Source organism: Streptomyces sp. NPDC107765, assembly GCF_055657085.1.
Window position 1 is genome coordinate 129,371 of sequence record NZ_JBVKBL010000014.1, and the last position, 23,420, is coordinate 152,790.

The 23,420-nt window shown below is 73.6% G+C and carries 17 protein-coding genes; 8 read left to right on the forward strand and 9 right to left on the reverse strand.

Annotated elements, in window-relative coordinates; translation table 11 throughout:
- Positions 1-148: 148 nt before the first annotated feature.
- Genes ACZ7MX_RS29815 through ACZ7MX_RS29825 form a run of 3 tightly spaced genes read right to left on the reverse strand, consistent with a single transcriptional unit; the run spans position 149 to position 4,408 of the window.
- Positions 149-2,176 (reverse strand): S9 family peptidase, encoded by a 2,028-nt coding sequence (locus tag ACZ7MX_RS29815; RefSeq protein ID WP_472136470.1) that lies wholly within the window; start codon positions 2,174-2,176, stop codon positions 149-151.
- Positions 2,177-2,220: 44 nt separating this feature from the next.
- The gene (locus tag ACZ7MX_RS29820) at positions 2,221-3,582 is read right to left on the reverse strand and encodes a M20/M25/M40 family metallo-hydrolase (RefSeq protein WP_472136472.1); all 1,362 of its coding nucleotides are present in this window, start codon (positions 3,580-3,582) and stop codon (positions 2,221-2,223) included.
- On the reverse strand, positions 3,575-4,408 hold the full coding sequence (locus ACZ7MX_RS29825; RefSeq protein WP_472136667.1) for a M55 family metallopeptidase: 834 nt from the start codon (positions 4,406-4,408) through the stop codon (positions 3,575-3,577). The genes ACZ7MX_RS29820 and ACZ7MX_RS29825 overlap by 8 nt, the downstream gene beginning before the upstream one ends.
- 348 nt (positions 4,409-4,756) lie before the next feature.
- Between ACZ7MX_RS29825 and ACZ7MX_RS29830 the strand changes: the two genes are divergently transcribed.
- Together ACZ7MX_RS29830 and ACZ7MX_RS29835 are read left to right on the forward strand one after the other, a co-directional pair.
- Positions 4,757-5,638, forward strand: a complete 882-nt coding sequence (locus tag ACZ7MX_RS29830) for a helix-turn-helix domain-containing protein (protein WP_472136474.1) — start codon at positions 4,757-4,759, stop codon at positions 5,636-5,638.
- 301 nt (positions 5,639-5,939) lie between these two features.
- Entirely contained in the window at positions 5,940-6,830 is an 891-nt protein-coding gene (locus ACZ7MX_RS29835) for a serine hydrolase (protein ID WP_472136476.1), read from the forward strand.
- Between the two features lie 32 nt (positions 6,831-6,862).
- On the opposite strand, the gene ACZ7MX_RS29840 is transcribed toward ACZ7MX_RS29835, so the two are convergent.
- The 3 genes from ACZ7MX_RS29840 to ACZ7MX_RS29850 form a co-directional block, all read right to left on the reverse strand.
- Entirely contained in the window at positions 6,863-7,498 is a 636-nt protein-coding gene (locus ACZ7MX_RS29840; protein ID WP_472136478.1) for a hypothetical protein, read from the reverse strand.
- 246 nt (positions 7,499-7,744) lie between these two features.
- The gene (locus ACZ7MX_RS29845; RefSeq protein WP_472136480.1) at positions 7,745-10,315 is read right to left on the reverse strand and encodes an MFS transporter; all 2,571 of its coding nucleotides are present in this window, start codon (positions 10,313-10,315) and stop codon (positions 7,745-7,747) included.
- Positions 10,316-10,641: 326 nt separating this feature from the next.
- On the reverse strand, positions 10,642-11,085 hold the full coding sequence (locus tag ACZ7MX_RS29850) for an SRPBCC family protein (RefSeq protein WP_472136481.1): 444 nt from the start codon (positions 11,083-11,085) through the stop codon (positions 10,642-10,644).
- A gap of 197 nt (positions 11,086-11,282) precedes the next feature.
- Between ACZ7MX_RS29850 and ACZ7MX_RS29855 the strand changes: the two genes are divergently transcribed.
- On the forward strand, positions 11,283-12,362 hold the full coding sequence (locus ACZ7MX_RS29855) for an Rv2578c family radical SAM protein (RefSeq protein WP_472136482.1): 1,080 nt from the start codon (positions 11,283-11,285) through the stop codon (positions 12,360-12,362).
- A gap of 26 nt (positions 12,363-12,388) precedes the next feature.
- Here ACZ7MX_RS29855 and ACZ7MX_RS29860 read toward each other — a convergent pair whose 3' ends face one another.
- Both ACZ7MX_RS29860 and ACZ7MX_RS29865 read right to left on the reverse strand, forming a co-directional pair.
- Positions 12,389-12,748, reverse strand: coding sequence for a MerR family transcriptional regulator (locus ACZ7MX_RS29860; RefSeq protein ID WP_472136484.1), 360 nt, complete (start codon positions 12,746-12,748; stop codon positions 12,389-12,391).
- Between the two features lie 632 nt (positions 12,749-13,380).
- Entirely contained in the window at positions 13,381-14,256 is an 876-nt protein-coding gene (locus ACZ7MX_RS29865; protein ID WP_472136486.1) for an SDR family NAD(P)-dependent oxidoreductase, read from the reverse strand.
- A 165-nt stretch (positions 14,257-14,421) separates the two neighbouring features.
- Between ACZ7MX_RS29865 and ACZ7MX_RS29870 the strand changes: the two genes are divergently transcribed.
- A complete protein-coding gene (locus ACZ7MX_RS29870) occupies positions 14,422-14,952 on the forward strand; it encodes a GNAT family N-acetyltransferase (RefSeq protein ID WP_472136487.1) in 531 nt (176 codons plus the stop codon).
- A 160-nt stretch (positions 14,953-15,112) separates the two neighbouring features.
- On the opposite strand, the gene ACZ7MX_RS29875 is transcribed toward ACZ7MX_RS29870, so the two are convergent.
- A complete protein-coding gene (locus ACZ7MX_RS29875) occupies positions 15,113-15,892 on the reverse strand; it encodes a HEAT repeat domain-containing protein (RefSeq protein WP_472136488.1) in 780 nt (259 codons plus the stop codon).
- Between the two features lie 392 nt (positions 15,893-16,284).
- Between ACZ7MX_RS29875 and ACZ7MX_RS29880 the strand changes: the two genes are divergently transcribed.
- The 4 genes from ACZ7MX_RS29880 to ccrA all read left to right on the forward strand — a co-directional run bounded on the left by ACZ7MX_RS29880 (position 16,285) and on the right by ccrA (position 23,413).
- On the forward strand, positions 16,285-18,105 hold the full coding sequence (locus tag ACZ7MX_RS29880; protein ID WP_472136489.1) for a 3-hydroxyacyl-CoA dehydrogenase family protein: 1,821 nt from the start codon (positions 16,285-16,287) through the stop codon (positions 18,103-18,105).
- A gap of 136 nt (positions 18,106-18,241) precedes the next feature.
- A complete protein-coding gene (locus ACZ7MX_RS29885) occupies positions 18,242-19,045 on the forward strand; it encodes a TetR family transcriptional regulator (protein WP_472136490.1) in 804 nt (267 codons plus the stop codon).
- Positions 19,046-19,094: 49 nt separating this feature from the next.
- Positions 19,095-21,566: an AAA family ATPase gene (locus ACZ7MX_RS29890; RefSeq protein ID WP_472136491.1), complete on the forward strand. Its 2,472-nt coding sequence runs from the start codon at positions 19,095-19,097 to the stop codon at positions 21,564-21,566.
- Between the two features lie 509 nt (positions 21,567-22,075).
- Positions 22,076-23,413 carry a crotonyl-CoA carboxylase/reductase gene (ccrA, locus tag ACZ7MX_RS29895; protein WP_472136493.1) on the forward strand — a complete coding sequence of 446 codons (1,338 nt, stop codon included), beginning with the start codon at positions 22,076-22,078 and terminating at the stop codon, positions 23,411-23,413.
- The last annotated feature ends 7 nt before the right edge of the window (positions 23,414-23,420 follow it).

Here is a 23,420-nt window from a genome sequence, read left to right on the forward strand (position 1 = left end):
GTACCAACCAGTCGGTAACGGCGCGTTCATGTTGTGACACGAGTAATGTCGTGTCAACGCTCCTGCCCGGGGTTTCCCGTAGGGACGTCAGTTCGCCACCGTCCGCCGCAGACGGCCCAGTTGGGCCTACGGCGGAGGCGGCCACCGGTCACTCGCGGAGCTCCAGCGGCGGGACGTCGTCCCGCGGAACGCCGAAGGTCCGGGCGTAGAGGGCGAGTTCCGCCTCCAGGGTGCGGACCAGGGTCTCGGCGCGGCGGAAGCCGTGTCCCTCGCCGGGAAAGGCCAGATAGGCGTGCGGCACCCCGCGTCCGGCCACCTCGGCGAGGAAGCGCTCGCACTGCGCGGGCGGGCAGATCACGTCGTCCAGCCCCTGGAGCAGCAGGAACGGCGCGGTGATCCGGTCCGCGCGGTGCAGCGGCGAGCGCTCCCGGTAGCGGTCGGGGACCTCGGCGAGCGGGCCGACCAGCGACTCCAGGTACCGGGACTCGAAGTCATGGGTCCCGCCGTTCGCCCAGTCGGTGAGGTCCAGGACGGGGTAGCTGATGGTGCCGCAGGCGTAGAGGTCGGTGGAGGTCAGCGAGGCGGCGGTGGTCCAGCCGCCGGCGCTGCCGCCGCGGATGGCGAGCCGGGCGGGGTCGGCGGTGCCCTCCTCGGCCAGCGCCCGGGCGACCGCCGCGCAGTCCGCCACGTCCACCACGCCCCACTGGCCGCGCAGCCGCTCGCGGTAGGCGCGGCCGTAGCCGGTCGAGCCGCCGTAGTTGACCTGGGCGACGCCGATGCCCCGGGAGGTGAAGTAGGCGATCTCCAGGTCGAGCACCAGCGGCGCGCGACTGGTCGGGCCGCCGTGCGCCCAGATCACATAGGGCGGCAACTCCCCGTCGGGGGCGGTGTGTTCGGGATGGTGCGGAGGATGGATGTGGGCGTGCACGTCCCGGCCGCCGGGGCCGGTGAAGGTGCGGTGCCGCGGCCGGGAGTAGTAGGCCGGGTCCACGGCGTCGGTGTGCCGGCAGGCGATCGCCCGGGCCCGCCCGGTGCAGGTGTCCAGCTCGACGACCTCGTACGAGCGGTCCGGGCCGCCCGCGATGCCGACGACCCGGCTGCCGTGCGCGGCGAGCGTGGGCGTCCACTCCGTCCAGGGCCCGGCGGCGTCGACGAGGTCGCCGCTGACCGGGTCGAGGATGCCCAGGGTCATGGCGCCGCGGCCGTGCAGCACCGCGAGGGTGCCGTTCTCCAGCGGCAGGAACCAGCGCTCGCCGACGTTCCACAGCGGGCCGCCGAACTCCTCCTCCCGGGCGGGGCACAGGCTGCGGCTCGCCACCACGCCGTCGTCCTTCGCACCGGGGCGGATGCGCCGGAGCTCCCACCAGCCGCCGGGGTCCGAGACGAACAGCAGCGAGCCGTCGGCGTCCCATTCGATCTGCGCCACGGACTCGCCGGTCGCGCCGCCGCCCGGTGCGGTCGGTCCGAGGTCACCGGCCAGCGGCCGGACGGCGGTGAACTCGCCCTTGCCGGTGACCTCGGCGAGCATCACGAGCGTGCCGTCCCAGGGCATCCGGGGGTGGTCCCAGGCGAGCCAGGCCGCCCGGTCACCGTCCGGGGAGATCCGCGGACCGGTCACGAACCGGTGCCGGTCGTCGCTCAACTCCCGTATGGATTGCCGGTGTCCGGCCGCCGAGCCGTCGAGCGGGACGGCCGCGATCACCCGCCGCACGTCCGTCGGCCGCTCGCCGGTGAACTCCTCCAGGACGCACCACACCTCGCCCAGCTCCGGGCGCAGCACCGGATCGACCCAGCGCAGCCCCTCCCCCACGGCGGACAGCGGGGTGAGCGGGCGGGGCTCCCGGCCGCTGTCCGGTTCGAAGGCGTACAGCCGCTGGTCGGCGAAGTCGCAGAAGACGATCAGCGGTCCGCGCTCGGTGACGGTACCGGCCCAGGGCAGGCCGCCGTACTCCAGCACCCGGCTGCGGACGTTCCACGGCGCGGGCAGCACGGTCTGCTCGGTGCCGTCCGGCCGCCGGCGGACCAGTGCCCGGCGGCCGCCCTCGGCGGGGCGTGGCTCGGTCCACCAGACCTCGTCGCCGACCACGCCGACGAAGGCCGGCCGGCCGTCGTGCGTGGCGACCGTCCGGGCGTCCACCGGGGACGTCCAGCTGCCGTAAGGGGCCGTGGTCACCATGGTGCGGATCCTCTCCTCCACCGGTAGGGCGGGGCGCGGGCCGGTCAGGCCGCGCGCAGGAAGTGGTCGAGGACCCGGACACCGAAGTGCAGTCCCCCGACCGGTACGCGCTCGTCCACGCCGTGGAAGAGCGCCTGGTAGTCGAAGCCCTCGGGGAGCTTCAGCGGCGAGAAACCGTAACCGGTGATGCCCAGCCGGGAGAACTGCTTGGCGTCCGTGCCGCCGGACATGCAGTACGGGACGACGTGGCCGTCCGGGTCGAAGCGCTCGACGGCGGCCCGCATCGCGGCGTACGTCGGGGTGTCCACCGGGGCCTGGAGGGCGACCTCGCGGTGGTGGTACTCCCACTCCACCTCGGGGCCGGTCAGCTCGTCCAGGGTGGTGCGGAACTCCGGCTCGCCACCGGGGACGACCCGGCCGTCCACATGGGCCACGGCGGAGCCGGGGATCACATTGACCTTGTAACCGGCGGACAGCATCGTGGGGTTGGCGCTGTTGCGGACGGTTGGTTCGACGAGCTTGGCGGACGGGCCGAGCTTGCCGAGGAGTGCGTCGACATCGCAGTCCGGCGCGTCCACGTCGACGTCCAGACGGTGCAGGGCGGCCAGTTCGCGCAGCGCGGCCCGTACGGTCGGGGTGAGCCGGACCGGCCATTCGTGCTCGCCGATCCGGGCCACCGCGCCGGCCAGCCGGCTGACCGCGTTGTCGTGGTTGACCTTCGAGCCGTGCCCGGCCCGGCCCCGGGCGGTCAGCTTGAGCCAGGCGGTGCCGCGCTCCCCCGCCGCGATCGGGTACAGCTGCATCCCGCCGCCGGCGTGGAAGGTGAACGCCCCGGATTCGCTGATGCCTTCGGTGCAGCCGGCGAACAGCGGGGCGTGCCGGTCGGCGAGGAAGCCCGAGCCGTCCTCGGCGCTGGCCTCCTCGTCGGCGGTGAAGGCCAGCACGATGTCGCGGCGCGGCCGCACGCCGGTGCGCGCCCAGTGCCGTACGGCGGCAAGCACCATCGCGTCCATGTTCTTCATGTCGACGGCGCCGCGGCCCCAGACCACGTCGTCGACGACCTCACCGGAGAACGGGTGCACGGTCCAGTCGGCGGGTTCGGCGGGGACCACGTCGAGATGGCCGTGGACCAGCAGGGCGTCGGCCGCGGGGTCGGTGCCCTCGATGCGGGCGACGACGTTGGTGCGGCCCCGGGTGCGTTCCAGCAGGGTCGGTTCGATGCCGGCGTCGGCGAGGCGCTCGGCGACGTACTCGGCGGCCGGGCGCTCCCGGCAGGTGCCGTCGCCGGCATTGCCGGTGTCGATCCGGATCAGGTCGGAGGTGAACCGCACCACCTCGTCCAGCGCTTGCCGGTCCACCCCGGCCGCGTGGCCGGCGGTGCCCTGTTGCTCGGTCTTCTCAGCCATATTCTTCCTCCACGGCGGACGACACGACGGTGGTGACCGCCTTGAAGCACCGGATGGCTTCGTACATGTTCCGACCGGTATACGCGACCCGGCGCTCCGCGCTGCGCTCCACGCCGGGCACACAGGTCGCGGCACCCACCAGATGCTCCGCGTCGAACTCCAACTCGACGTGGAACGGGCCCCGGCGCGCCGGTTCGTGACGGACCGCCAGCGCCGTGCCCTTGGCGGCCGCGGCCCGGATGTCGGCGGCCGTACGGGCCGGTGGCCGGCAGACCGCGGCGTAGCGCGAGACGTAGTCCTTGACCGCCACGGCGGGCGCCTCGGGGGCGTATCCCTGGGCGTCCTGGCAGGTGCGGTCGTCGCCGGTGACCAGGACGACGGGCACGCCGTACTCGGCGACGACGAGGGAGTTGAGGTAGCCCTCGCTGGCGCGGGTGCCGTCGACCCAGACGCCGGTGAGGGTGTTGGCGAGGTAGGTGTGGGCGAGGACGCCTTCGGTGCCCGCGCCGGTGTGGTAGCCGACGAAGGCGATGCCGTCGACGTCGCCGTGCTGCACGCCCTCGACCATGCTGAGCGACTTGTGCCGGCCGGTGAGCATCTGCGCCCGTTCGTCGAGCTGCTCCAGCAGGAGATTGCGCATCGACCAGTGGGCCTCGTTGACGAGCACCTCATCGGCCCCGCCGTCGAAGAATCCGGCGATCGCCGCGTTGACGTCGGAGGTGAACATAGGGCGGCAGCGTTCCCACTGCGGCTTGCCCGGCAGCACGTCCGCGGGCCAGGTCACGCCGGTGGCGCCCTCCATGTCGGCGGAGATGAGGATCTTCACGGTCACCAGTCCTATCGCAGGCGGCAGGCGGTATGCACGATTTTGGACATCACTCGTTCACAACTTTTTCGAGGCACCGCAGGCGCCCAGCAACGCGTGACGCCTCGTCCGGAACCCTCCAGGACCACCGAGTTGGCCGCAACACCGTGAGCCCTCGCAGCGCACGCAGGTGACGCGGACACGCTCGTGTGGCACCGTATTCCACACAGTTTCTGTCGCAAAGCGGAAGGGCATCCGCCAGAATTCCGATGGAGTTTCGACGGACTTCTGTCAGCCGCCGACGCCCCCGGCCCGGTGGGATAGAACGTCCCGAACCGGCCTCCCACATGAGGAGACAGAGGCAGAATCATGAGCACAGCACGTAACGCCAGCTCGTTAGCACCACTCGGCGACCCGCAGGCCGACGGCGGTGACGAGCAACTGGCCGTCCTCACCGAACTGGTCATCCACTCCCTTTGCGAGCGCAATCCAGGCTTCCGGGAATTCCTGGAGCGGACCGACGGGGCGCAGGTCACCCGACTGATCGCGGACGTCCTGCGGGCCGGCCGGCCGCTGCCGGCCACCGTGCGGGCGGTCCGGCTGGCGACCGCCACCGACCTCCACCTCGTCGCCGCGGCGCTCGGCGACTGTCTGGTCAGCCTGCCGGACGAGGCGCCGGGGCTGCTGATCCCCGGCGCGCTCGCCGAGGGCGACGAGGGCCGGGCCCGGCTGAAGGGCGTCCTGCGCCACCGCGCCGCCGCGGTGGGCCATGCGGTGCCACCGCAGGACGCCGCCGCCTCGGTCCGTGCCGCCTCCCGCCTGCTGGAGCTGGCCGCCCGGTGCGACGGCCCCGCCGCGGGCGTGGCGTTCGTCGACGACCACCTCTCCAGCCTGCTGCTCCTCCAGGACGAGTCGCTCACCCGCGCCCTCATCGCCCGCCGACTCAGGCCGCTCGCCGGCCTCTCGCCGGAGCGGTGCTCCCGCCTGGAGGCGACGCTGCTGGCCTGGCTGGGCGGGATGGGCGCGCCGGAGGTGGCCAAGGCGCTCAGCATCCATCCGCAGACCGTGCGGTACCGGATGCGCCAGCTGGAGAAGCTCTTCGGCGCCCGGCTGCGCGATCCGCGGACCCGCTTCGAGATCGAGCTGGCCCTGCGCGGCCGCCGGCTGATGGCGGGCACCCACCGCCGACGGACCGCCGCGCCCCGCCGGCCACGCCCCAGCCGCCTCCGCCAACCGGTGCCGCGCCCCTAGGGACACACTCCAGGGCACCCCGCCACCCGCCCCGCCCCGCGTGCCGCACCCCCCTCCGATCTTCCCCACCCGCCCCGTCCGTCCCTATTTGGCGAATCTCACACCCGAGCCACACCTCTCAAATACGGACATAGCACCCCACATTCCCGGGGTGTCCTCGGACCTGCCCCGTATCGTCGCCGTGACCCATGAAGGGCGCACCGCCGCCGCACGCGGCTGCGCCGGCCCGACCGCCTCCGGTCACCCGAGGGCCGACCCGCCACCGGCGGGGCCCCGACACAGCGGGACAGGAACCACCCCCATGCACGGATCACGCCTCCACGGACGACGCCCCGCAACCGGCACGCGCCGCGGACTGGCCGCGCTGGTGGCCGCCGGATCACTGCTCACGGTGCTCACCTCGGCGACCCCGGCCGCGGCCGGCACCGCCAGCGCCCCGGTGGCCGGCGCCAAGGTCGTCTGCAGCTCCAAGAAGCCCGGCCTGGCCCCGGCCCTGTCCCACGACATCGCCGACGCCCTGCACGGCCGGCAGAGCGCCTCGGCGCTGGCCGTCTACGACCGCCGGACCGGCACCCGCTGCGCCTTCAAATCCGGCACCCACTTCGACTCGGCGAGTGTGGTGAAGGTCACCGTCCTCGGCGCACTGCTGCGGCAGGCCGAGGAGGCGCACCGGAAGCTGACCCCGCACGAGGTCAAGCTGACGACCGCCATGATCACCAAGTCGGACAACGACGCGACCAACGCCCTGTGGCACCAGATCGGCCCGGCCGGCGTCCAGCGCTTCCTGGACCTCGCCGGGATGCGGGACACCGTGCCGGGCCGCGGCGCGACCTGGGGCCTCACCCAGGTCACCGCCGCCGACCAGCTCACCCTGATGCAGCTGCTCACCACGGACGGGGCGGTGCTCGGCCCGGCCTCCCGCGGCTACGCACTCGACCTGATGCACCGGGTAGCGGCCGACCAGCGCTGGGGCGTACCGGCCGGCGCCCCGGACACCGCGACCGTCCACGTCAAGAACGGCTGGCTGCCGCGGGACACCGGCGGCTGGCGGATCAACAGCGTCGGCACCTTCACCGGCCACGGCCACGACTACGGCATGGCCGTCCTCTCCACCGGCAACGCGACCATGGACTACGGGGTCGCCACGGTCGAGGGCGCCGCCCGCGTCATCCACCGCGACCTCCAGCGCTGAGCCGGCCGCCCGCGGGCGGTTACGGCACCTGCCTAGGCGAGCTCGGTGGCCAGGCCGTCCCGGCGGCTGATCTCCAGCACCGGACAGCCCAGCTCCCGGACCTGAGCGACGATCCGGGCACTCAGGCCGGGACTCAGGTCCGGCAGGAACCCGGGGAGCCGACGGGCCAGTTCGGCGGCGCCGAGGAGATCGACGCTGGGGTGATCGGCGCCGGGCAGATCGGCGTCGGGCAGATCGGTGTCGGGCAGATCGGTGTCGGTGTGCCGGGCGAAGCCGGGCATCCAGCGCTCACCTCCGGCGACCGGACCGCCCGGCCCGCCCGGTCCGCCCGGGCCCTCGGGCAACAGGGCGGCATCCGCGGCGAGGACGAGCGTCGGCCCGGGGCCAGGGACAGCGAGCGGGTACGCCCACCACAGCAGGTCCACGGGCCCCGCCCCGCCGGTCGCCATCCGGGCCCGGCCCGCGGTGGGGTAGGACGTCCGACCTCCCGACGAGGCGTACAGACCACCGTGCCCGTCGCACCCCTCCGCGCCGCTGCCGCCGAGGGCACCCGTGACCGGCATCAGGTCGAGCGCGGGGGTGCCCACCGCCTCCGCGCGGCCGGGCCCGAAGAGCCGGTGGGCGTCGCTGCTCCAGTGGGAGATCCGGCCGTCCGCGGCCACCACCACGACCGCAAGCGGAATCCGTCCCGGCAGAGCGTGGCGCGGCTCGGCCACCCGGGCTGACGTAGCGCACCGGCCGGCGGCGTCCGACCCGCCACGCTCCACGGGCGGTTGCTTCCTGGTACCCCGATCGTGCCTCACCGCCACCACGCTACGGCCGCAGGCCGACGCGGTGGGCGGCATTTCCCCAAGAGGCCGAACAGGTGGTATGCCCGCACAACAGGCGTCCCGTCACCACCCGTTGGCGTGCGGTCAGTCCTCGTGTCCGAGCTGGAGGTCGCGTTCGGTGCGGCCGCCGCCGGCCACCTGGAGGACGGTGGCCACCGGCGGATATCCGGCGGCGACCACGGTGTACTCGCCGGCCGCGAGGTCCACGAAGCGGAACAGCCCGTCGGGCCCGGTGACGGCGGTGTCGACGACATTGCCCGCGACGTCCAGCAGGGTGACCCGGGCGTCCTCGACCGGGCGCCCGCCACCGGCCCGTACGGTCCCGCGCAGCACCGCACCCCCCGCGAGTTCGATGTCCTGGCGGGTCTCCCGCGACGCCTGGACGGTGACCGGCAGCGCGGCCGGCCGGTACGCCGGTGCGCTGGAGGCGAGGGTGTACTCGCCGGCCACCAACTCCCCGATGACGTAAGCGCCTTCGCGTCCGCTGCGGGTGGTCGCGACGACCTCGCCGCGCACATCGGTGAGGGTGACCATGGCATCGCGTACGGGGGTGCCGTCGGCGGTGGTGACGGTGCCGGCCAGCCGCCCGGCGCCGCCGAGGACCACGTCCAGTTCGACCGGCCGTTCGCCGACGGTCACGGTCACGGCCTGCGGCTGGTGGCCACCGGCGGCCGCGATCAGCACGTAGGAGCCGGCGCCGGGGGTGCTCAGGGCGTACCGCCCGTCCTCGCCGGAGGCGCCGCGGCCGATCTGCCGCCCGGTGACGTCGATGAGGGTGAGCGCGGCCCGCGGCACGATGGAGCCGTCGTGGTGCCGCACCGCCCCGCACACCGGGATGCCCGGATGCCCGCCACCGGAGAAGCGGGAACCACGGCGGTAACCACCCGTGGGGAACGTCGAGTTGAGAGCCTCCGGATCCACGGCGGAACGGGCCTGCGGCACGGCGGTCGGCACGGTCTGTCCGGTCTGTTCGGCGGGTCCGGCGGGTCCGGAAGCTACGGAAGATCCGGAATGATCCGCCGGTTCGATCGGCTCTCCGTAGGTGGTGGGCCGGTCCGGGGTCGGGGAGGTCTGCGGGGCGTGAGAGGCGTGGGACACCAGTGTTTTCTCTTTCAGGAAGAAGGGGAGCACGAGGCCCAGGACGAGCACCGGCACGAAGGAGAAGAAGACCCTCGGGACGGCGTGGGCGTAGGCGGCGACGGGGCCGTCGCGCAGGGAGGCGGGCAGCGCGCGCAGCAGTTGCGGGGTGATCGACTCCGGGTCGGGCAGCCGCCGCGACACCGCCAGCCGGTCGGCGAAGAGGAGGCCGGAGAGGGCCACGCCGACGCTGCCGCCGAGGTGCCGGAAGCAGTGGTTGGCGCTGGTCGCGGTGGCGAGGTCGCGGGCGCGTACGGAGTTCCGGGCGGCGAGCACCAGCACCGGCAGCACGAGGCCGAGCCCCAGGCCCAGGAGGGCCGTCAAGAGGCTGGCGGTCTCCCTGGGGGTGCCCGGCGGCGTCCGGGCCAGCAGCCACATCCCCCCGGCGGCCACCGCACAGCCCAGCACGGGGAAGACCTTGCCGTGGCCGGTGCGGCCGATGAACCGGCCGGAGACGACGTACGCGAGGACGATGCCGCCCAACAGCGGCAGCATCAGCAGGCCGGACTCGGTGGCCGAGGCGCCGTCGGCTCCCCGCAGGAAGGTCGGCAGCCATCGGGCGGCGCCGAAAAGGGCGATGCCGACGGCGGCGCCGATCAGGCCGGTGCGGGTGAAGAGCGCGTCGCGGACCAGCCGCAGCGGGACGATCGGTTCGGCGGCGAAGTGCTCGACGGCGAGGAAGAGCAGCGCGCTGCCGAGCGCCCCCGCCCCCAGGCCGAGGACGACCCGCGAGTTCCAGGCGTACTCCGTGCCGCCCCACTTCGTCAGCAGCACGAGGCAGGTGGCGAACGCTGCGAGCAGCAGGGCGCCGGAGAGGTCGAGCCTGGGCCGGCGGGCCGGCCGGGGCAGCTTCAGCGCGAAGGCGATGACGAGGAACGTCAGCGCACCGAACGGGACGTGGAGGGAGAAGCACCAGCGCCAGGAGGCGTGGTCGGCGCAGAAGCCGCCGATCAGCGGTCCGGCCGCGGAGGCGAGGCCGAAGGCGGCGCCGATCAGTCCCAGGGAGCGGCCACGGGCCCGGGGCGGTACGACGTCGGCGACGAGTGCGTGGACGCCGATCAGCAGTCCGCCGCCGCCGAGGCCCTGGACGGCCCGGAAGGCGGCCAGTTCGTCCAGGGTGCGCGACCAGCCGGCCAGTGCCGAACCTGCGGTGAAGACCAGGAGCGCGAAGAGGAAGACCGGTTTGCGGCCGAAAAGGTCGCCGAGTCTGCCGTGGAGGGGCAGGCCGAGGGCGGAGGCGAGGAGGTAGGACGTCATCACCCAGGACATCGCGCCCCGGCCGTGCAGCTCGCCGACGATCTTCGGGAGCGCGGGGGCGACGACGGTCTGGTCGAGGGCCGCGAGCAGCAGGACCGGCAGCAGGCCGACGAGGACCAGACGGGCCCGGCGGGGGCCGAGCGGCACCGGGCCGGCGCCGTCCGGCGCACCGGGCCGGTCGTCGGCGGGCGGGGCCGTGGCCGTGCCCGGTGCCGGTGGGCCGGTCCGCCCGGCCGGGTCGCTCAGGGTGGTCCCGCCCACGTGCTGCTCCCCTCGTCACGCCTGTTGCCGCCCAATTTCTCGCATTGGGCGACAACAGCGTTCAAGCGCGACGAAAGGGATGTGGCGGGGTCGGACCGGACGTCAAGTGCCTTGTCGGGCAGGCGCCTTGGGCTCCCATCAGGGCTTTCCGCACGGAACGGGTCCGACGGCCGGGGCACCTCGGCACGGCCGAAACCACCCGAACCGGTGAGCGTGACGCAACGCGCCCAGGGTGACGCATGTGACGTCCACACTCAGCGCAGGAAGCACCTGACGTCGAGGGTGAGCTGCGCGCACATGACACACAGGGGACGTATGACGTCCGATCACTTCTCCATGCGCGCCGCGAGGTTGGCGAGGATGGCGTCGTAGATCCGGCCGAGACCCTTGGGGGCGAAGGTCCGCTCGAAGAAGCCGCCGATACCGCCCGCGCCCTGCCAGGTGGTCGTGACGACGACCCTGGCGCGCTTCTCGCCGGCCGGCGTGACGACCCAGGTGGTCACCATGGAGGAGTTGCGGTCCTTCTCCACGAGCTGGCCGTCGGTGGGCTCGTCGACCTCCAGCAGGCAGTCCCGCACCCGCTTGCTCGTGGCCTGGAGCTTCCAGTGGACGAGGGTGCCCTTGCCGTCGCCGCCCTCGCGGACCTCGTACTCCGAGAAGTGCTCGGGCAGCAGCTGCTGGCGCGTGCCGCTGTAGTCGGCGAGCGCGTCGAACACGTCCTCCGGGTCCGCCGCGATCTCGCGCTGCGTGGTGGCCTCGACCTGACCCATGTGTGTCTTCCTCCAGTAGTCGGCTGCCGGTCCTGCGATGCGCCGCCAAGCCAACCACCACTGGGGTGCGCGCCCAAAATCCGCCCGGGCCCGCCTCGCCGGGCGGGACGGGAACACGCGAGGAACAAGAAGGGAACGTGTGTTCTATTATGGCGGCCGGGGGCTCGACGGCATGCAGCATGCAGAAGGAGGCCCGAATGCGCTGGGACAACCTGGGTGACGGCCCGGCCGCACTGTTCGGTGCGGACGTGGTCAGCCGGACGATCGACACCCCCGAATTCCGCGGGATCACGTTCCACGAGGTGCGCGCCCGTTCCCTCGTCAACCGCGTCCCGGGTGCCTCCCGGATGCCGTTCGAATGGACGGTCAACCCCTACCGGGGCTGCAGCCACGCCTGCGTCTACTGTTTCGCGCGCAAGACCCACAGCTATCTGGACCTGGACACCGGCCTCGGCTTCGACTCCCAGATCGTGGTGAAGGTCAACGCCCCGGAACTACTGCGCCGCGAACTGGCCGGGCGCCGCTGGCGCGGCGACCACATCGCGATGGGCACCAACGTCGACTGCTACCAGCGCGCGGAGGGCCGCTACCGCCTCATGCCCGGCATCCTCACGGTCCTGCGCGATCACGCCAACCCGTTCTCGATCCTCACCAAGGGCACGCTCATCCTGCGCGACCTGGAACTACTGCGGCAGGCCGCCGAGATCACCGACGTCGGCGTCTCGGTCTCCGTCGGCTTCCTGGACCACGAGCTGTGGCGCACGGTCGAGCCCGGCACGCCCGCCCCCGAACGCCGGCTGGACGTGGTGCGCACCCTCACCGCGCACGGCATTCCCTGCGGCGTGCTCATGGCACCCGTCATCCCGTTCCTCGGCGACGCGCCCGAGCAGCTTCGCGACACGGTCCGCGCCATCGCGGAGGCCGGCGCGGGATCCGTCACGCCGCTGGTGCTGCACCTGCGCCCCGGCGCCCGCGAGTGGTTCCTGTCCTGGCTGGACCGCCATCATCCGCACCTCGTACGGCGCTACGCGACGATGTACGCGGACGGCTCCTACGCGCCCACGTGGTACCAGCGCCGGATCACCCGCCAGGTCCACGAACTCGCCGCCGAATACGGCATCGGCCCCGCCCGCTCCGGGGAGGCCCGCCGCATCCGCCCACCGTCCGGGGACACCGCCGAGAATTCCACCCCCGCAGCCGATGACACCTCTTCGCGACCGCCCTCGCACACACCCACACCATCGCCCCCCGGCCCGACCCAGCTGACCCTCATCTGAACCAGCCGACCCGCCGGGCCGGCCGCTCACGCAGAGGCGGCCGGGGCGGCCTCCAGGGCCCGCGCCAGGCGGTCGCGGGCCTCGGTCTGGGCGGCGATCCGCTCGTCGATGACGGCGAGCCGCTCACGGGCGATCCGCAGCCCCTCGGCGGACGGCTGAGCGGTGGTCATGTCGCCGTCCAGGCAGGAGGTGAAACAGCGGACGTCGGCGAGCGTGAGCCCGGCCGCCAGCAAGTGGCGGATGTTGCGCACCCGTACGACCGCGCGGGCGTCGTAGACCCGATAGCCGTTCGCCTCCCGGACGGAGGCGATCAGCCCCTCCCGCTCGTAGTTCCGCAACGCCCGCGGCGTCGCCCCCGTAACCTCCGCCAACTCCCCGATCCGCACGGGTTGCCCCCTCCCTCGACTCCACCTCGGCTCCAACCTCGCAGCCGATTCCAGCACGGAGCCTCGCAGCCGATTGCAGCACGTGCACCAGTGCGGTGGTGGCGCGGCGCGGCCCCGGATGCTGACACCGGCGCGGCTACGCCACGGGTCCGGGGGTTGGTGGCGGCTCCACTACTGGTGCTGGCGTCGGCGCGGCTGTGCTGGCCTCTTGCGTCTCGCCTTTCGCGTCTCGCCTTTGCCGCGCACCTCTTGTTTCCCCGCCGCCCACCCCCCTTCGGGGGGTGGGCGGGTGTAGTGACGAGGTTCGGGCCGGCGGGGGGCAAGTTGACCCCTTCGGAGCGGGCGGAGCCGACGGGCGGGGGGTGAGTTGACCGCTTCGGATCGGTCGGGGCTGACGACCGGGGCGAAGGCGAGCCCGCGGGGGGCAGGGCCGGGGCGGTCCCTCCGGGGACAAGGCCGAGGCGGGCCCCCGGGGGCAGGGCCGAAGCAGGTCCGCGGGGACAAGACGGAGACAAGCCCGCCGGGACAGGGCCGGGGCGGGCCCGCGGGGACAAGGCCGAGGCAGGCCCGCGGGGCCAGAGCCGAGGCGGGCCCGGCCCACGATCGCAGCGGTCGGGGCGGTCGGGGCGGGCTCAGCCGACCACCGCGCCGCCGTCGACCGGGAGGATCACCCCCGTGACGAACGAGGCGGACGGGGCGGCCAGGTGGGTGATGGCCCAGGCCACCTCCTCGGGGCGGCCGATCCGTCCCATCGGCGTGTGCGCGATCTGCCATGCGCGGTGCGCCGCCCGCTGCTCGTCGGACAGGCCCTGGTGGAGCGCGATCGGGGTCTCGATCGCGCCGGGTGCGACCGCCACCACCCGCACCCCGCGCGGTGCGAGCTCCACCGCCCAGCTACGGGTGAGCAGTTCGAGCCCCGTCTTGGTCGCGGCGTAGACCGCATTGCCGGGCCAGCCGCGCTGGCCGATCGAGGTACTGATGTTGACCACGACCCCACCGGTCCGCTCCAGATGGGGCACCGCTTCCTGCGTCAGCAGTACAGGCGCGACGAGGTTCGTCGCCAGTTGCGGCCCCATCCCCTCCTTGGTGAAGCTGCCGAGTGCCCCGGTGCCCACGATGGCGGCGTTGTTGACCAGGACGTCCAGCCGGCCGTACGTCTCGATCGCGTGGCGTACGAGGTTCGCGGGAGCGTCGTCCGCGGTGATGTCGGCGGTGTACGGGACGATCTCGCCGTCCCCCTCGGCGTCCGCCGCCGTCTCCGCCAGCGGCTCGGCCCGGCGGCCCACCGCCAGCACCCGCGCGCCCTCCGCCGCGAAGGCCCGGGCGGCGGCCCGCCCGATCCCCGTACCCGCACCGGTGATGATCACCACCCGGCGTGGCGGGGTACCCGCGGGATGCCTGCCGGTTCCGGTGGCGGTCGGCCCGGGCTCCTGCTGCGTCGACGGGGTTTTCGTGGTGGGGGTGGTGTGCGTGGTGCGAGTGGTGTGCGTGGTCGCGCTGTGTGCCATGCCGGAAGTCTCGAACCCTGCCCCCAGGGGCAAGGTCAAGCGCACGGCTGCGAAGACGCCAAAAGCCCCCTTGACCGGGCCCCTACCCTCTCCCTCATGGATACGGACACGGGCAGGAACATGGGGAGGGACAGGAGGCCGGCAGGACCGCTCCGGATACGGGAAATGGGCGAGGCCGACATCGAGGCGGTCTCGGCGGTCCGGGTCCGCGGCTGGCAGGCGGCGTACCGCGGGCTGATGCCGCAGACGTATCTGGACGGGATGAGCGTGGCGGCGGACGCCGAGCGGCGGCGGTCGTGGTTCGGGCGGCGCTCGCCGGAGGTGGTCGACCTGGTGGCGGAGTCGGCCGGTGAGGTGGTCGGCTGGGCCTCGGTCGGCCCGGCCCGGGACCCCGATGTCGCCCCGGGCGCCGAGGAGTTGCCCGACCCTCGCCCGACCGCGGGTGAGCTGTTCGCGCTGTACGTCGCGCCCGAGCGGATCGGCACCGGCGTCGGGCGTGCCCTGATGGCCGCGGGCACGGACCGGGCACGGCAGAGCGGATACCGCGCGCTGTATTTGTGGGTGGTGCGCGGCAACACCCGCGCCCAGCGGTTCTACGAGCGGGCCGGCTTCGTGGCGGACGGGGCGGAGGAGACGTACAAGGTGGGCGGCAGTAGCGTCCCCGAGCTGCGTTACTGGCGCCCGCTGTCCGCCTAGTACCCGGCTCCCACGTCGTGCTCCCGGACCCCACGCCGTGATGTCCATACCTCATCACGGCGTGGTGCCGGACCCGACATCCGACATCCCACGTCCCCGGGACCCCGGGGCGAGGTCATGGAATGCTCTCGGGACGCCCCGTGATCTCCGGCTGACCGCTTCACCCCCCTGGGCGCTCCTCCACAGCGGCTGCCCCCTCCCCCGCCGTGGCTGGGCCGCCCCCCGCGACACCTGCGCCCTCCCCCGCGCCGTCCCGGCCCCCCTTCGCCGGGTCCGGGCGGCCCCCCGTCGCTGTGCCCCCCTCCCCACCCGCATCGCCCCGTCCCTCGTCCCCCGGAAGCTCGTGGACCCCCAGGCGGGCCAGTGAGGCCGCTGCGGCGGCGGCCAGGCGGGGGTGGGCGGTGGCGGCGGTGAGGACGGGTACGGCGCGGCGGTCGCCCAGGGCGCCCAGGCCCTCGACGCAGGCGAGTGCCACCCGCCAGTAGGGGTTGTGCGGGGTCAGCAGCCGCTCCAGGGTGGCGATCAGCGCCGGCACGGACTGCGGTGCGCGCAGTTCGGCGAGGAGCCGGACCGGGTGCAGGGCGTACGCGGTGCGCAGCGGGTTGGTGGCGAGGGCGGCCGCCGCGCGGGCGGTGCGCGGGTCGCCGAGCCGGCTCAGGGCGTGGGCCGCGGTGGCGCAGCGCACCGGATCGCGGTAGTTGAGCAGCAGTACGAGCGTCTCGAAGGCGCGTTTGTCGCCGGCGCAGCCGAGGATGAAGGCGGCGATCTCGCGGGCCCACAGGGGTCGTTCGACGGCGACCAGCATCCGGGCGAGTTCTTCCCGCGCGGCGGGGGTGTTCTTGCGGGCGAGCCCCAGCAGGCGCTCGTAGGCGACCAGATCCTGTGGGGAGCGGAGTTCGGCCCGCACCCGGTCCGTCAACTCGTGGAATTCGTCTTCCATTTGCCGCTTCCCTCCCGCCGGGGCGCCCCGGTTGCCGAGACGTGGCCTGCACCACAGACTAATGACCCGCCCTACCCCTGGCGCTGCGGTTACCCACCGGTTAACCTGCTGGAACGAGCAGCACCCCTGCTCGGGCGGCCTGGTGACGCAGCCGCCACAGAGTGAAGTCGGTTCGGCACCGCAACAGCACGACCTCAGTTCGGAGCACGGCACGGCCCCGGGACAGGGCCCGCCGCAGCTCCCGCACCGCCGGCGCTGCCAGCAGCGCTGCGGCCTCCGCGGCCCCGCCGCGCTCCGGCCGCCGCGTATCCGCTGCCCCTGGTGTCCGCGCGGCCACCCTTCAGTCGTCACTTCTCCCCTGCCCTTCAGGGGAACACCCTCAGGAGTTCGCGATGGGCCCTTCGTCCACCCCTGATCTCTCCCCCGACATTTCCCCACTGTCCCTCTCCACCGTGGCTGTCGTCGGCCTGGGCACGATGGGCACCGGCATCGCCGAGGTGCTCGCCCGGGCCGGCCGCGAGGTCATCGGCATCGACACCGACGAGGCCGCGGCCCGGCATGCCGTCGCCACGCTGGAGGCCGCCACGGCCCGTGCGGTGCGCCGCGAGCGGATCACCGAGCGCGAGCGGCAGGACGTCCTGGCCCGTTTCCGCACCTTCACCGATCTGCAGGCCGCCGCGGACGCCGACCTGGTCATCGAGGTGGTCCCCGAGGACTACGAGCTCAAGCGGCAGGTCTTCGCCGAACTGGACGCCGTGGTGCGGCCGGACACCGTGCTGGCCACCGGCACCAACGCCCTGTCGGTGACCCGGCTCGCCGCCGATTCGCAGCGTCCCGAGCGGGTGCTCGGGCTGCACTTCTTCAACCCCGCACCGGCCATGAAGCTGGTCGAGGTGGTCTCCTCGGTGCTCACCGCGCCGACCGCGGTCGCCGCGGTCACCGAGCTCGCCCGCGACCTGGGCAAGGACCCGATCGCGGTGGGTGACCGGCCCGGCTTCGTCGCCGACGGTCTGCTGTTCGGCTATCTGAACCAGGCCGCCGCGATGTACGAGTCGCGGTATGCCACCCGGGAGGACATCGACGCCGCGATGCGGCTCGGCTGCGGCCTTCCCATGGGCCCGCTGGCGCTGCTCGACCTGATCGGGGTGGACACCGCCCGGACCGTCCTGGAGGCGATGTACGCCGACTCCCAGGACCGGCTGCACGCCCCGGCGCCGATCCTGGGCCAGCTGGCCGAGGCCGGGCTGACCGGCCGCAAGGCGGGCCGCGGCTTCTACACGTACGAGGCGCCGGGCTCGGCCACGGTCGTGCCGGACGCGGAGAGCCCGGCGGCGAGCGGCGAGGCCGCGGCCGGGCGTACGGTCACCCGGGTCGGCGTGGCCGGTTCCGGGACGATGGCCAGCGGGATCGCCGAGGTCTTCGCCAAGGCCGGGTACCAGGTCGTGCTGGCCGCCCGCAGCGCGGAGAAGGCGGAGAAGGCGAAGGCCCGGATCGCCAAGTCGCTGGGCCGGTCCGTGGACAAGGGCAGGATGACCGCCGAGGCCCGGGACGCGGCGCTGGCGGCGATCGCGCCGGCCGGGACGCTGGACGCGTTCGCGGACGTGGACCTGGCCGTCGAGGCGGTGGCCGAGGACCTCGCCGTCAAGCAGGAGCTGTTCCGGACGCTGGACAAGGTCTGCAAGCCGGGCGCGGTCCTGGCCACCACGACCTCGTCGCTGCCGGTCGTGGCCTGCGCCCGGGCGACCTCACGCCCGCAGGACGTCATCGGGATGCACTTCTTCAACCCGGCGCCGGCGATGAAGCTGGTCGAGGTCGTGCGGACGGTCCTGACCTCCGACGAGGTGCACGCGACCGTGCGGGAGGTGTGCGCCCGGGTCCGCAAGCACCCGGTGGACTGCGGCGACCGGGCCGGCTTCATCGTGAACGCGCTGCTGTTCCCCTACCTGAACAACGCGATCAAGATGGTCCAGGAGCACTACGCGTCGCTGGACGACATCGACGCGGCGATGAAGCTCGGCGGCGGCTACCCGATGGGCCCGTTCGAGCTCCTCGACGTGGTCGGCCTGGACGTCTCGCTGGCGATCGAGAAGGTCCTGCACGCCGAATTCCGCGACCCGGGGCTGGCCCCCGCGCCGCTGCTGGAGCACCTCGTCGCGGCGGGGTGCCTCGGACGCAAGACGGGCCGCGGCTTCCGTGAGTACGCCCGGCGCTGACCCGTGGGGGCGCCCCCGCCCGGACGGGGCGGGCTGGGGTGGGCTGCTGGAGCCGGACGGCGGTCCACCCCCGCTCACAAGGGCGGACCTGGGACCTCATGCCGCGGGCCGGGTAAATATGCAGTACCGTCCCCACATGTCCCAGCCCGCTCGTACGCAGCCTTCCGACGCCCCCGACAGCAGCTCTCCCGGCACCCGCCGGGCGGCCGCGCAACGGCTCAAAATGCGCCGCGAATTGTCGGCGGCGGCCATGGAGCTGTTCGCGACGAAGGGCTACGAGGCGACGACGGTCGATGAGATCGCGGCCGCCGCGGGCGTCGCCCGGCGGACGTTCTTCCGCCACTTCCGCTCCAAGGAAGAGGCGATCTTCCCCGACCACGACGACACCCTGGTGCGGGCCGAGGCGGTCCTGGACGCCGCGCCGCCGCACGAGAACCCGCTCGACACGGTCTGCCGCGGCATCAAGGAGGTCATGCGGATGTACGCGGCCTCCCCGGCCGTGTCGGTGGCCCGCTACCGGCTGACCCGCGAGGTGCCCACCCTCCGCGAGGCCGAGATCGCCTCGGTGGCCCGCTACGAGCGGCTGTTCACCCGCTATCTGCTGGGCCACTTCGACGAGGGTGCGCACCGCGAGGGCGATGACGACCCGCTGCTGGCGGAGGTCGCCGCGTCCGCCGTGGTCACCGCGCACAACCACGTGCTGCGCCGCTGGCTGCGGGCCGGCGCGGAGGGTGACGTGGAGGCCCAGCTGGACCATGCCTTCGAGATCGTCCGGGAGACCTTCGGCGCCGGGATCGGCGCGGGCCGCGGCACGACGGGCGAGCAGCCGTCGGCGTCCGTCTCGCGCGAGGGCGAGGTGCTGGTCGCGGTGGCGCGTACGGACGCCCCGCTGGAGGAGGTCATGCGCACCATCCGCAAGGCGATCAAGGACCGGAGATGATCCCGTAACGGCCTGACGGGCCCGGCTCGCTCGTGCTATCCACTACGGCGTGGCGGACGCGAGCGAGGCGGGGCCGGCTCCGGCCACCCACAACACGGTCAGCGGCGGGCAGGCCCGCGACGTGATCCAGGGTGGCGTCGTCCAGATCTACCCGGCGCCCGCCCCCGTCCGCTCCCTGAACGCGCTGCCGCCCCGGCCGGCCGCGCTGCTCGGCCGCTCCGGCCCGCTCGCCGCCCTCCTGGCGCTGCTGGCGCCCGGCGACCGCGCCGGGGCTCCCACCGCGATAGCGGTCACCGGCGAGGGCGGGGTGGGCAAGTCGGCGCTGCTGGCGGCCGCCGCGCACGAGGCACACAAGTGGTTCCCCGGCGGGGTGCTCTACGCGGACGCCCGGGCGCACGGCGGCGCGGAGCCGATGAGCCTGGAGGAGCTGCTGGGCACCTGGCTGCGGGCGTTCGGCATCCCCGGCGATCAGCTCCAGCCGCACCGGGCCGGGCTGCTCAGCCAGTTCGCAAGCCAGCTGTGGGAGGCGGAGGAGGCGCTGCTGATCCTGCTCGACGACGCCGCGCCGGACGTGCACCTCGTGCCGCTGATACCCCCCGACCGCCGCCACCGCCTCCTGGTCACCGTCCGGAGCGCCCCGGAGCACGCCTCCTTCGCCGTGCTGCGGCTGGACACGCTCAGTCCGAAGGATTCGCTGGCGCTGCTGGAGGCGGCGGCCACCGAGCCGGTCCCGCCGTCGCAGCTGGACGAGATCGCCGCGCTCTGCGGCCATCTGCCGCTGGCGCTGGACGTGGTGGCCGGCCGGCTGCGGGACGGCGACGACAGCGCGCAGCGCATCCTCGCCGCGTTACGCCCGCCCGGTGAGCGGCTGACCGAACTCGACCCGGTACGGCAGGCGTTCGAGGCCTCGTACCAGGCGCTCGACGACCCGGACGCGCGGATGCTGCGCCGTCTGGGGCTGCACCCGGGCAACGAGATCGACGCCGGGTCGGCCGCCGCGCTGGCCGGGGTCTCACCGGCGGAGGCCGACCGTGCGCTGCGCCGCCTGGTCAGGGCCCAGCTGCTGCGCCCCACCGGCCCCGAGGGCCGGGTCCGCTTCCACGACCTGCTGCAGCTCTACGTCGGTGAACTCGCCGCGCAGGAACCGGAGTCGGCGCGCGGTGCGGCGCTGGAACGGCTGATGGCCCACTACGGCGAGCGGGCCGCCACCGCCGACGAGGCGTGGTTCGACCGGGAGCGCGGGGCGCTGGCGGCGGCCGTGGCGGCGGCGGTGGAGCAGGGCCGGTACGCGCGGGTCGCGACGGTGGTGGACCACCTGGTGGCGTATCTGCTGCGGCGCTCGCGGACCGTGGACGCGCTGTTCGTGCTGCGGCAGGGCGTCCTCGCGGCCCGGCACCGTGCCGACCACCTCCGGGAGGCGGAGCTGCTGCGGATGATGCGTCGCCACTACCGTGCGCTGGAGTGCTGGCCGGAGGCCGGGGCCTGCGCGGAGGCGGGCCATCTGGCGCGCATCCGGGCCGGGGTGCGGTCGCCGGAGCTGGCCGACGACCTCGGTGAGCAGGCGGCCGAGCGCGGTGACCAGGAGGCCGCGGCGCACCATTACGGGCGGGCGGTGCGCGGCTGGGCGCTGCGGGGTGACCGGCACCGGCTGGCGACCTCACTGCTGGCGCGGGGTGACGCGGAGGAGCAGCTGGGGCTCGCCCGGGACGCGGCGCTCTCGTACCGCCGGGCGGTGGCGACGGCGCCCGACGGTGACCTCACGGTCGTGGCGCACGCCTGGCTGAAGCTGGCCGGCTGCGCGGCGCACCGGCATGACCGCCGGCAGGTCCTGGAGCTGCTGCGCCGCGGGCTGGAGGTGGCGCGCAGGTCGGGGGACGTCCGGGTGACGGTCGAGGCGCTGGCGCTGCTGATGGAGGCGGAGAAGGAGGCGGGGCGGCTGGGGGCGGCCGAGCAGCTGCTCCGGGAGGCGCTCAGCGAGGCCGGGGCGCACCACCTGCCGCTGCTGCGGGAGCACCTGCTGGCCATCAAGCCGCCGTGGTTGAAGCTGGCCGCGGGGCCGGAGGCCGCCGCCGCGCCCCGCCCGGAGGCGTCCTCCGCCCGGCCGGAGCCGCCGCCCGCGGTGCCGGACCCGCCGGTGGAGCGGGCGGCCCGCCATGTGCGGCCGGTGCTGCTGCGGCTGCTCGCCCTGCCGTGCTGCGGGGTGCTCTGGGCGCTCGGCTGCCTGGCCGTGGCGCTGGTGGAGGGCGGGCCGGTGGCTCCGTGGCCGGCGCAGCTGGCGCTGGCCGGCGGCACGGCCTGGGCGGCCCGGCGGGTCTGGCAGCGCGGCCGCGGCAGCCGGCTCGGCGATCTCGCCGCGGTCGGCCTGCACCGCTTCCACGCGGTGGGTGCGGCCGGACTGCTGGCCGCGGGGGTCTGGGCCGGTGCGCCGGGCGGCAGCGCCGTCGCGGCCGGGCTGTTGGTCCTGCATACGGCCGCGCAGCTGTGGCCGGCCGTCCGCGGGCGCCTGAGGTCCCGGGCCTGACCGGGACACGACCCACCCGAACGGTCTAACCGCCTCCTCCTTCACCTGCTGTGATGTTGCGCGTGCGTGGTGTCACCGAGAGGCCTGCCATCGGCCCTTCTACCGCTCATACGTGCCGGCCAAATGACATCTGAGAGAAATTCTTGGCACTCAGTGTCTTGTCGACTGGCACGCGGTGTCATACGTTGAGGGTGTCCGGGCGACCGGCGGACGAGGCGATCCTCGTGCGCCGGCTGTCCCAACAGCCCTCCCCGGCTGCCGCCCGGATGCCTGCGTCACAGGCACACCGCCCGGCACCCGCCGGGCACCGCGCTCACCAAGGCGCTGCCAGGCACCACGGCCGACGCCTCCGCGACACCGGCGGAGACGGCGGCGGTAGCGCCACCCCGGCCGAACCGACGGCACCACCTCCCGTACCACCCCCGACGTTCCCTCAAGCCGTCCCTTACGAATCCCCCGAGCTCTCGACCCGCTCGAGAAGGGGCGGCCCCACCCGCCGGAGGCACACCGTGAACGAGATCCTGGACGCAATCCTTGCGCCTGACACCACCAGCGCCGACTTCGCCGCGCTGACCATCCCCGAGTCCTACCGCGCGGTGACCGTGCACAAGGACGAGGCCGAGATGTTCGCCGGCCTGCCCACCAAGGAGAAGGACCCGCGCAAGTCGCTGCACGTCGATGACGTCCCGGTCCCCGAGCTCGGCCCCGGTGAGGCGCTGGTGGCCGTGATGGCCTCCTCCGTGAACTACAACTCCGTCTGGACCTCGATCTTCGAGCCGCTGTCGACCTTCGGGTTCCTGGAGCGCTACGGCAAGGTCTCCGACCTGGCCAAGCGCCACGACCTGCCGTACCACGTCATCGGCTCCGACCTGGCCGGCGTCGTGCTGCGCACCGGCCCGGGCGTCAACTCCTGGAAGCCCGGCGACGAGGTCGTGGCGCACTGCCTGTCCGTCGAGCTGGAGTCCTCCGACGGGCACAACGACACCATGCTCGACCCCGAGCAGCGCATCTGGGGCTTCGAGACCAACTTCGGCGGCCTGGCCGAGATCGCGCTGGTGAAGTCCAACCAGCTGATGCCCAAGCCCAGGCACCTGAGCTGGGAGGAGGCGGCGGCCCCGGGCCTGGTCAACTCGACCGCGTACCGCCAGCTGGTGTCCCGCAACGGCGCCGGGATGAAGCAGGGCGACAACGTCCTGATCTGGGGCGCCAGCGGCGGCCTCGGCAGTTACGCCACGCAGTTCGCGCTGGCCGGCGGGGCCAACCCGATCTGCGTCGTCAGCAGCGACCAGAAGGCGGAGATCTGCCGGAAGATGGGCGCCGAGGCGATCATCGACCGCAACGCCGAGGGCTACAAGTTCTGGAAGGACGAGCAGACCCAGGACCCGAAGGAGTGGAAGCGCTTCGGCAAGCGCATCCGCGAACTCACCGGCGGCGAGGACATCGACATCGTCTTCGAGCACCCCGGCCGCGAGACCTTCGGCGCGAGCGTCTTCGTCACGCGCAAGGGTGGCACCATCACCACCTGCGCCTCGACCTCGGGCTACATGCACGAGTACGACAACCGCTACCTGTGGATGTCGCTGAAGCGGATCATCGGTTCCCACTTCGCCAACTACCGCGAGGCGTGGGAGGCCAACCGCCTGATCGCCAAGGGCAAGATCCACCCGACCCTGTCGAAGACCTACACCCTGGAGGAGACCGGGCAGGCGGCGTACGACGTGCACCGCAACCTGCACCAGGGCAAGGTCGGCGTGCTGGCGCTGGCGCCCGAGGAGGGCATGGGCGTGCGCGACGAGGAGATGCGCGCCGAGCACCTCGACGCCATCAACCGCTTCCGGAACGTCTGAGGCCGGG